The sequence below is a fragment of the Flavobacterium sp. genome, from assembly GCF_024710485.1.
Taxonomy (GTDB): domain Bacteria; phylum Bacteroidota; class Bacteroidia; order Flavobacteriales; family Flavobacteriaceae; genus Flavobacterium.
The window spans coordinates 1-6,449 of sequence record NZ_JANJUQ010000010.1 but is presented as its reverse complement, the minus strand read 5'-3'; the positions used below and the strand labels follow the sequence as shown (position 1 = coordinate 6,449).

6 protein-coding genes and 1 pseudogene are annotated in these 6,449 nt (G+C 36.6%); 3 read left to right on the top strand and 4 right to left on the bottom strand.

Going from position 1 to position 6,449, the window contains the following annotated elements:
• Nucleotides 1-342 (bottom strand): annotated as a pseudogene (locus tag Q0M21_RS02370) (O-succinylbenzoic acid--CoA ligase); the annotation flags it as partial.
• The gene (locus tag Q0M21_RS02365; protein WP_295334198.1) at nt 335-1,291 is read right to left on the bottom strand and encodes a CPBP family intramembrane glutamic endopeptidase; all 957 of its coding nucleotides are present in this window, start codon (nt 1,289-1,291) and stop codon (nt 335-337) included. The gene Q0M21_RS02365 and the pseudogene Q0M21_RS02370, both read right to left, overlap by 8 nt.
• Before the next feature lie 72 nt (nt 1,292-1,363).
• On the opposite strand from Q0M21_RS02365, the gene Q0M21_RS02360 reads away from it, so the two are divergent.
• Both Q0M21_RS02360 and Q0M21_RS02355 read left to right on the top strand, forming a co-directional pair.
• The gene (locus Q0M21_RS02360) at nt 1,364-1,705 is read left to right on the top strand and encodes an arsenate reductase family protein (protein ID WP_295334195.1); all 342 of its coding nucleotides are present in this window, start codon (nt 1,364-1,366) and stop codon (nt 1,703-1,705) included.
• A gap of 92 nt (nt 1,706-1,797) precedes the next feature.
• Entirely contained in the window at nt 1,798-4,260 is a 2,463-nt protein-coding gene (locus Q0M21_RS02355) for a TonB-dependent receptor (RefSeq protein WP_295334192.1), read from the top strand.
• Nucleotides 4,261-4,322: 62 nt separating this feature from the next.
• Here Q0M21_RS02355 and Q0M21_RS02350 read toward each other — a convergent pair whose 3' ends face one another.
• Entirely contained in the window at nt 4,323-4,496 is a 174-nt protein-coding gene (locus tag Q0M21_RS02350) for a hypothetical protein (RefSeq protein WP_295334190.1), read from the bottom strand.
• A 303-nt stretch (nt 4,497-4,799) separates the two neighbouring features.
• On the opposite strand from Q0M21_RS02350, the gene fumC reads away from it, so the two are divergent.
• Nucleotides 4,800-6,185 carry a class II fumarate hydratase gene (gene fumC, locus Q0M21_RS02345; protein ID WP_295334187.1) on the top strand — a complete coding sequence of 462 codons (1,386 nt, stop codon included), beginning with the start codon at nt 4,800-4,802 and terminating at the stop codon, nt 6,183-6,185.
• Between the two features lie 67 nt (nt 6,186-6,252).
• On the opposite strand, the gene Q0M21_RS02340 is transcribed toward fumC, so the two are convergent.
• On the bottom strand, nt 6,253-6,449 hold a 197-nt coding region (locus Q0M21_RS02340), incomplete at its 5' end, for a CAP domain-containing protein (protein WP_295334184.1).

The window sequence follows — 6,449 nt, the reverse complement described above, 5'->3', positions numbered from 1 at the left end:
GCGAACCAACATCATTTTGCCGGCCACATATTTTACCGGTAAACAATGTAAGGCTTTATCACCGGGACGCAATCCGAAAAAGTCACCTGTAGCTAAAGCCGATTCAACCATGGCTTGCTTACTAATCGAAATTAACTTTGGCGTTCCAGTAGTGCCTGAGGTTTGCATTTCGATAAAGGGTTTTCCATCGAACCAATCCAACAAAAAATCACCAACCGGCTTTTCAAAATCTTCCCCTTCTTTGATGAAACTGTAAGCAACACGGCATAAGTCTTCTCGGTTTAAATGAAAACCATTCAATTTAAATTGATTGTGAACGTTTTCGTAAGTTAGATTATTCATGGTCTTCTGAATTTAACGTAGGTGAAACAACTTTAGTGCTGATTTTTCCGGTTAGTTTTCCCTGCCAATCGGTCCATTGGTATTTTTTACTGAAAATATATAAAATAATCGGAAAGATAATCAGCACCGGTGTTAACACTTCAAATCCGACAGATGGCGTCGAAATGTCTTTGAACACGGATTCGGTTTTGAGTGCCGACCATTCGGAGGTAACCAACAAAGCCGTTACTATATTGTTTGCGGCATGGAAGCCCAACGCTAATTCCATACCATCATCCATTAAAGTAATAATCCCCAGAAATAATCCGGTACCGATATAATAAACCATAATAATATGTCCCATTTTTTGAACCTCGGGATTCAATATGTGCATTAAACCAAATGTCAACGATGTCATGACCAACGGAAACCATCTGTTTCCGGCTAACAATCCCAATCCTTGCATCAAATAACCTCTGAAAATATATTCCTCCGTGCTGGTTTGAATAGGTAACAACGTAAAAGAAATAAGTACTAAAATTAAAAAAGGAATCGGTTTAAAATTAACCACAAAATCTTCCGGACTTGCAAAATAAGACGATACCGTTAATACAGCACTAAGGATACTCCACAAACCAAAACTGAATAAAATTCGCTTCCAATCAATTTTCGATCGGGTTGTGGTTATGTCAATCATCTTTAATTTGTGAATGTATTTCACCACTATGATAATACCGATTAGCGTGCTGACAAAAATCAACAACATCAAAAACAAAGTAACATTCGGACTAAAAACTTTCATCATGGCATCTTCTGTCATTGGCATTGGTTTGCCGGAAGCGAATGTTTCGGCAGCAATAGCCAGACCAAACGGAATTTGTCCTAAAATGTAAAACAAACTGATTACTACAAATCCTAGCAAATATGTAAAAGGCGATTGATTTATATTCTCTTTATTTTCTAAAAACATGTATACTTAATTTTTTAATTTCGCCTAAATTAATTTATTTCAACAAATATCTAAACATTTGCCCTGAAAAATATGCTACAAGTCCTTCACAACCCGAGATGCGGAAAATCCAGAAACTGTTTGGCCTTTTTAACAGAAGCCAATCAATCCTTTGAAATTATTAATTACTTGCAAAATCCTTTATCGGAAGATGAAATTAGAACTTTGTTGGAAAAACTCAATTTAAAACCTATACAATTGGTACGTCAAAAAGAGACCGTTTGGATAGAAAACTACAAAGACAAAACACTCAGCGACAACGAAATAATCAAAGCTTTAAGCGAAAACCCAATCCTTATTGAACGACCAATTGTCATCAAAAATGACAAAGCAATCATTGGCAGAGCGATTGAAAATCTTGAAAAATTCATCTGAAAATACTGCTGTATATTTAACAAACATTTGGGAATTGTCACTTAAACCAAAGTGTATTTTTGCACTCTAAAGCAAGAATCAAAACAGTTTAGATGAAAAAAACTCAAATTATCACCGCTCTATTTTTATTTTGTTGTTCATTAATGGCTTTCGCCCAACCCAATGCAGGACGAGCCAAAGTTATCATCACCGGAAGTGTGATTGAAAAAACCAGCAAGCTTCCTTTGGAATACGCTACCATTACTTTAAAAAATACTAAAAATCCAAAATCTATTTTTGGAGGTATCACAGACAATAAGGGAAATTTTAAAGTAGAAGCCAATGCCGGTACATACGATATTATAGTAGAATTTATTTCTTTCAAACCTACAGAAATAAAACAAAAAAATCTTAATGAAAGTACCAATCTTGGCGTTATAACTTTAGAAGAAGATGCAACACAACTTAATGAAGTGGTTGTGAGAGCTGAAAAAACTACCGTTGAGATTAAACTCGATAAAAAAGTATACAACGTTGGACAAAACTTAATGGTCAAAGGCGGTACGGTTAGCGATGTGCTTGATAACATTCCTTCGGTGTCTGTTGACGTAGAAGGGAATGTGAGTTTGAGAGGAAATGAAAACGTTAGAATTCTAATTGACGGTCGTCCCTCAAATGCTATCAATATTACTGAAGCCTTGCGATTAATTCCGGCTGATGCTATTGAAAAAGTAGAAGTAATCACCAATCCATCAGCCCGATATGATGCTGAAGGCGGTGGTGGTTTGTTAAATATTATTCTGAAAAAAGGAAAAAACCAAGGAGTTAATGGTACTTTTATCGGGACCACAGGTTATCCGAAAAATAATGGGGTGAGCGGAACTGTAAACTACAAAACCAAAGAGTTCAACTTATTCACCACTCAGGGTTACAACCAAAGAGAAAATCCGGGAAATGCTTTAACCAACTCCAGATATCTTAACGACGATAACAGCACCCGAGATTACATGAATGAAACCCGTGAAAATGACAGATCGAACAAATCGTACAATGGTAATTTCGGTTTCGACTGGTTTTTAAATGAAAGTTTAACATGGACAAACATCATTAACTACAGAAGAAGCAGTGGTAACAACCTTGATGATGTATTGCAAAAATACTACGACGTTAACTATGCTTACCAATACGAAAGAAATCGTATTAACGACGAAGGTAGCCAAAGTAAAAACATCGAATATTCAACCAACTTTACTAAGAATTTCAAAAAAGAAGGACACAAGCTTACTATAGATGGTTCGTTCTCTAGAAACACCGATGAAAATGTAGCTTTCATCACCGATTCGGCAACCAATACCCCTTTAGTAACCATTGATGAAACAACAAACCTGCAAAAACAAAACAGAAACCTAATTCAGGCCGATTATGTTTATCCTTTTGCCAAAGGCAGTCAGGTTGAGTTTGGCTACAAAGGTGATTTCGTAAAAAACATTAGTGATTATAGTGTAGTAACCAATGGAGTTCCTTTTCCACAATTTACCAATATCTTAGAGTACAAAGAATACGTAAATGCATTGTATACCAGCTACGGTACTAAAATTAAAAAATTCTCATTCCTTTTAGGATTACGTTGGGAAGATTCTAATATCGAAGTAAATCAATTAGCTACCAGCGATTTCAACAATAAAAAATACGATAACTTTTTCCCAAGCGCGTTTTTCACTTACGAAATCGGTGAACAAATCAGTGTATCCATCAGCTACAGCCGACGAATTCAAAGACCGCGTGGCCGTTTCTTAAATCCGTTCAGTAATTTGTCCAGTAACGTAAACATCTTTGTCGGAAATCCCGATTTAGATCCTGCATTTACTGATGCTGTAGATATTGGTTACATCAAACGTTGGAACAAACTTACCTTAAGCACTTCATTGTACGGAAACAAAACTTCCGACTCCTTCCAATTTGTAAGAAGAGAAAGCGGTACTTTCCAAAACGGTATTCCGGTTATCATCAGTTCGCCAATCAATTTGGCTACCGAGTACAGAACTGGATTCGAGTTCACTCTAAATTATTCACCATACAAATGGTGGAAATTAAACAGTAACTTCAACTTCTTCTACAACGAAACCGACGGTGATTTCAGCTACACCGACTTCAACGGTAACGAAGTAATTCAAAACTTTGATAATAGTACTGTAGCTTGGTTCACCCGTTTGACATCGAAAATTACATTACCTTACAAAATCGATTGGCAAACTAACGCTACCTACAACGGTCCGCAAAAAAATGCTCAAGGTCGAAGTCTAGGGGTTTTCAGTATGAACTTGGCGTTTAGCAAAGACATCTTAAAAGACAAAGGAACACTTTCTTTAAATGTGAGCGACTTGCTAAATTCAAGAAAGAGATTAATGGAAACTTACATCGCCGGAGTAGTAGATTCTTATGGCGAAATGCAATGGAGGGAGCGTCAAATTAACTTCTCATTCACTTACCGTTTCAACGTACAGAAAAACGAGAGAGAAAAAGAAAGAAGACCGCGCGGTGGTCAACAAGATGATGGTGGTGATTTCCCGGGATAATCTAAAGCATAAAAAAAGCCTCGAAGAATTTCGAGGCTTTTTTTTAACAAACTGATAAAAAATTATCCAGCTTGCTCGGCTTCTCTTTTTGCTTTTTTCTCTTGTAAAAATTCTTTTACACCACCATAAACCCAATAAGGGATAATAGCAGTAATCAAGAAAATCATCAACCAAAAACCAATGGTTAAGATTGTCAAGAAAGCTAAGAAGCCTAAATACTGTTGAAATTCAAACATGTTTTCCGGAATTTTTTGAATTATAAGCAAATGTAAGGGTAATATTTGGGCTATCCAAAAAACAAAACCTTTTTTATTAAATAGTTTATCCACAATTTTTAGCGTAATTTTAAAGACCTGTTTGCTTCGCCAGTTCGCTCTTTAGGATCTCGTGTACGACAATTCAATACAATCTTTTTTACTGATTTGTCATCATAACTAAAGTTGAAATATCATCTTCTAATCCAATAAAAAGAATTTTTACTGTTCACGAGCTAAGTAACGATTGAAGAAAATCAGCGATAAACTATAAACGATTATATTATGAAATACCGAATTGAAAAGGATACCATGGGAGAAGTTAAAATACCTGCCAATCAATATTGGGGTGCCCAAACCGAACGCTCTCGAAATAATTTCAAAATTGGCCCTAGTGGCTCTATGCCGTATGAAATCATTAAAGGATTTGCTTTATTAAAAAAAGCAGCCGCTTATGCCAATTCTGACTTAGGAATACTAGACATTGAAAAAAGAAAGGCTATCGCCCAAGTTTGCGACGAAATATTAAATGACCAATTAACAGACCAATTTCCGTTAGTCATTTGGCAAACCGGTTCCGGTACACAAACCAATATGAATGTAAATGAAGTAATTGCTAACAGAGCTCAAGTTTTAGCCGGACTCAAAATAGGTGAAAACGAACCTATTCTTAAAGCCAACGATGAAGTGAACCAATCGCAATCATCGAACGATACTTTTCCAACAGCCATGCATATAGCCGCATATAATATACTGATAAAAATAACCATTCCGGGTATTGAAAAGCTACGTGATACACTCCATAATAAGGCTCTTGCGTATAAAGATGTTGTCAAAATAGGAAGAACACATCTTATGGATGCCACTCCTTTAACTTTAGGACAAGAACTTTCCGGCTATGTTGCCCAATTGGATTATGGCTTAAAAGCATTAAAGAATACTTTGCCACACTTAGCAGAAATAGCATTAGGCGGAACAGCTGTAGGTACCGGATTAAATGCACCTGCAGGCTATGACGTCAAAGTAGCTGAATATATTACACAATTTACTGGCTATCCCTTTAAAACTGCTCCTAACAAATTTGAAGCGCTAGCGTCTCATGATGCCATTGTAGCTACACATAGTGCTCTTAAACAATTAGCTGTCGCTTTAAACAAAATTGCCAATGACATTAGACTGTTAGCCTCAGGGCCACGCTCGGGTATTGGAGAAATTCTGATTCCCGAAAACGAACCGGGTTCCTCCATTATGCCGGGAAAAGTCAATCCAACACAGTGCGAAGCTCTAACTATGGTTTGCGCACAAGTTTTGGGCAACGATGTTACTATTTCCATCGCAGGAATGCAAGGTCATTTAGAATTAAACGTTTACAAACCGGTAATTGCTGCCAATTTTTTACAATCTGCCCGACTGTTAGGTGAAGCAAGTTTGTCCTTTGAAGAAAACTGCATAAAAGGGATTGAACCAAACTACAAACGGATCAAAGAATTAGTGAATCATTCTCTCATGTTAGTAACAGCCTTAAATGCTAAAATCGGTTATTATAAATCGGCTGAAATTGCCCAGAGTGCTCATAAAAATGGTACTACTCTCAAAGAAGAAGCAATTCGGTTGGGTTATGTTTCTGCAGAAGATTTTGAGCAATGGGTCAAACCCGAAGACATGGTATAAATTAAAAAACCCGGTTTAGAGCCGGGTTTTTCGTGATCTGTCAAAATCAAACAAAACAATAATCAAACTATTTTTTCATAAACATGTTAGTGTAATATTTTTTTCCGTTTTCAGGATTAATGGTAACAGAGATACCCAAGTGTGTGTAGTCACCTTCAATGTTGGCTTTGTGAGACGGACTATTAAGCCAAGCACTCATAGCACTCTCAGCCGTTTGATAGTTGTAAGCAATGTTCTCACCTACTCTTTCTGCACCTAGTACGC

What these genes read in the sequence shown, in the direction of transcription:
- fumC (WP_295334187.1), top strand. Translation starts at nt 4,800, where the DNA reads ATGAAATACCGAATTGAAAAGGATACCATGGGAGAAGTTAAAATACCT.
- Q0M21_RS02350 (WP_295334190.1), bottom strand. Translation starts at nt 4,496, where the DNA reads ATGTTTGAATTTCAACAGTATTTAGGCTTCTTAGCTTTCTTGACAATC.
- Q0M21_RS02360 (WP_295334195.1), top strand. Translation starts at nt 1,364, where the DNA reads ATGCTACAAGTCCTTCACAACCCGAGATGCGGAAAATCCAGAAACTGT.
- Q0M21_RS02355 (WP_295334192.1), top strand. Translation starts at nt 1,798, where the DNA reads ATGAAAAAAACTCAAATTATCACCGCTCTATTTTTATTTTGTTGTTCA.
- Q0M21_RS02365 (WP_295334198.1), bottom strand. Translation starts at nt 1,291, where the DNA reads ATGTTTTTAGAAAATAAAGAGAATATAAATCAATCGCCTTTTACATAT.